Origin of the sequence: Noviherbaspirillum sp. (assembly GCF_035654295.1) — a bacterium.
Taxonomy (GTDB): Bacteria; Pseudomonadota; Gammaproteobacteria; order Burkholderiales; family Burkholderiaceae_D; genus Noviherbaspirillum.
The window spans coordinates 1-2,467 of sequence record NZ_DASRXF010000117.1; the positions used below are offsets into that span (position 1 = coordinate 1).

Annotated in this window: 2 protein-coding genes; both read right to left on the reverse strand. The window is 60.5% G+C overall.

Going from position 1 to position 2,467, the window contains the following annotated elements:
- Positions 1-1,188 (reverse strand): methyl-accepting chemotaxis protein (locus tag VFF99_RS12220; RefSeq protein WP_325018245.1); only part of this gene is annotated, 1,188 nt, incomplete at its 3' end.
- A gap of 55 nt (positions 1,189-1,243) precedes the next feature.
- Positions 1,244-2,467, reverse strand: a 1,224-nt coding sequence (locus VFF99_RS12225; RefSeq protein ID WP_325018246.1) for a methyl-accepting chemotaxis protein, incomplete at its 5' end; no start/stop codon positions are given.

The following is a 2,467-nucleotide window of genomic DNA, read 5'->3' on the forward strand; positions in this document are numbered from 1 at the left end:
CACCACCGCAAAGCCGCGCCCCTGCTCGCCGGCGCGCGCCGCTTCCACTGCCGCATTGAGCGCGAGGATATTGGTCTGGAACGCGATGCCGTCGATCACGCCGATGATGTCGACGATCTTGCGCGAGCTTTCCTTGATCGACCCCATCGTCTCGACCACCTGTCCGACGACCCGCCCGCCCTTGAGCGCGTAATCGGAGGCCGACACCACCAGCTGGTTGGCCTGGCGCGCGTTCTCCGCATTCTGCTTCACCGTCGACGTCAGCTCCTCCATCGACGACGCCGTCTCTTCCAGCGAACTGGCCTGCGATTCGGTGCGAGCCGACAAATCGGCATTGCCCGAGGCAATTTCGCGCGACGCCACCGAAATGGTTTCGGTGCTCTGCTTGATCCGGTTGACCGTATCGACCAGGTTTCCTTGCATGATGCGGAGGGCGTTGACCAGTTGACCCGCTTCGTCGTTGCCCTGTGTTTCCAGCCTTGCGGTCAGGTCGCCGCTTGCGATGGTGTTGGCGGCTTCGGCCGCCTCCCGCAGAGGAGCGATGATGGTTCGGGTAATGAATACGGCAATGAAGGCGCCGATCGCCAGGGTCAGAATCCCGATCGCAACCATCCCGAGGCGGGTCGACTGATAATTCTGCTGCGACGCTTCATAGGTTGCCTTCATTTCCTTTTGCTCGTGCTCCGCAAGCGCAACCAAACTCGTCATCCACTTTTCGTGCATCGGAAGGAAATCGGACTTCAAGGTTGCCGACGCATCGAAGTAATTACCCCCGGCGACATGACTCTTGATCTTGTCAATAACCGGGACGATCGCCTGCTTCTGCTCGACCGCCGGCCCCATCAGGGCCTTCGCTTCGGCGCTGGTCGAATACTTTCTCAAGGTATCCTCTGCCTTGGCGTATGCCGCAAGCAGCACATCGAGGCGCTTGAGTTCGCGCTCACCTTCCGTCGCATCGGTCGGCGTGGCCACCTTTCTCAAGGAAAGAGCCAACCCCCAACCGATTTCGCGCATTTCCATCCCGCTGGTCAGGCTGGCGACCCGTTCGTTGACTATCCGCTCCGAATTCGAATACAGATCGCTCATGCGCCACAGCCCGAGAACCAGAAGCACCGTTGCACACAAAAGCACGAGCCCGAATCCCAGAGCCAGCCGCGTTCCAATCTTCATATCCGTTATCTTGACCATATTTATTGTCCTTTATCCAAATAAAACGGAGAGTTGGGTGGCTATTGGCTCCTTGTCAAAATTCTTCCCACTCATCCCCGGCATTGGCCGCAATCGCTGGCTTATCCCTGGTCGCCGGAACTGACGCCGCCTTGCGGGCAAGGGTCTTGGTTGAAACAGCGGGACGAGACCCCGGCGGTTTCAGTTGTGTCAGCGCTGCAGTTCCCGCCGGCAGCGGCGCGTGTGTCGCCTCGTCAGAAGCATTCACCTTGAAGACGGCTACCGCCTGAGCGAGGGTGGAGGCTTGCGTCTGCATGCTGGTTGCCGCGGCAGCCGCCTGCTCGACGAGTGCCGCGTTCTGCTGTGTCATCTCATCCATCTGGGTAATGGCCTGATTGACCTGTTCGATCCCTGCGCTCTGCTCCTGGCTGGCCGCGGTGATCTCGTTCATGATGTCGGCCACGTGCTTGACCGAGGTCACGATCTCGTCCATCGTCTTGCCCGCTTCATCAACCAGCTTGCTGCCGGCATCGACCTTCTCCACCGAGTCGCTGATGAGCTGCTTGATTTCCTTGGCGGCACCTGCGGAGCGCTGCGCCAGGTTGCGCACCTCGGCTGCCACCACCGCAAAGCCGCGGCCCTGCTCGCCGGCACGCGCAGCTTCCACCGCCGCATTGAGTGCCAGGATGTTGGTCTGGAAGGCAATGCCGTCGATAACACCGATGATGTCGACAACCTTGCGCGAGCTGTCCTTGATCGATCCCATGGTACTGACTACCTGGCCGACCACCTGGCCGCCGCGCATTGCGACATCGGATGCCGACACTACCAGCTGGTTAGCCTGGCGCGCGTTTTCGGCATTCTGTTTCACGGTGGAGGTCAACTCCTCCATCGACGACGCGGTTTCTTCCAGAGAACTTGCCTGCGATTCGGTGCGCGAGGACAGGTCCGCATTGCCCGATGCAATCTCGCGCGAAGCAACGCCGATGCTTTCTGTCCCCACGCGAACGTTGCCGACGATCTCGCCGAGCGAGGTGTTCATCTGCCGCAAAGCGTCGAACAGCTGGCCGACTTCATCCCGGCTCCGGTCTTCGATGCGCGAGGTCAGGTCGCCTGTGGCGACGCGGGTTGCAACGGTGACGGCCTCGTTCAAGGGCCCGGTGATGCTCTTTGTGATGATCCAGGCAAACGCGCCGCCAATCGCAATTGCGGCTGTCCCGATTGTGAACAACAGAATCATCAGGCGCGTATCGCCGGCAACCGAGTTTTCCAGGATCTCCTTCGCTGCGGCCTGCTGCAG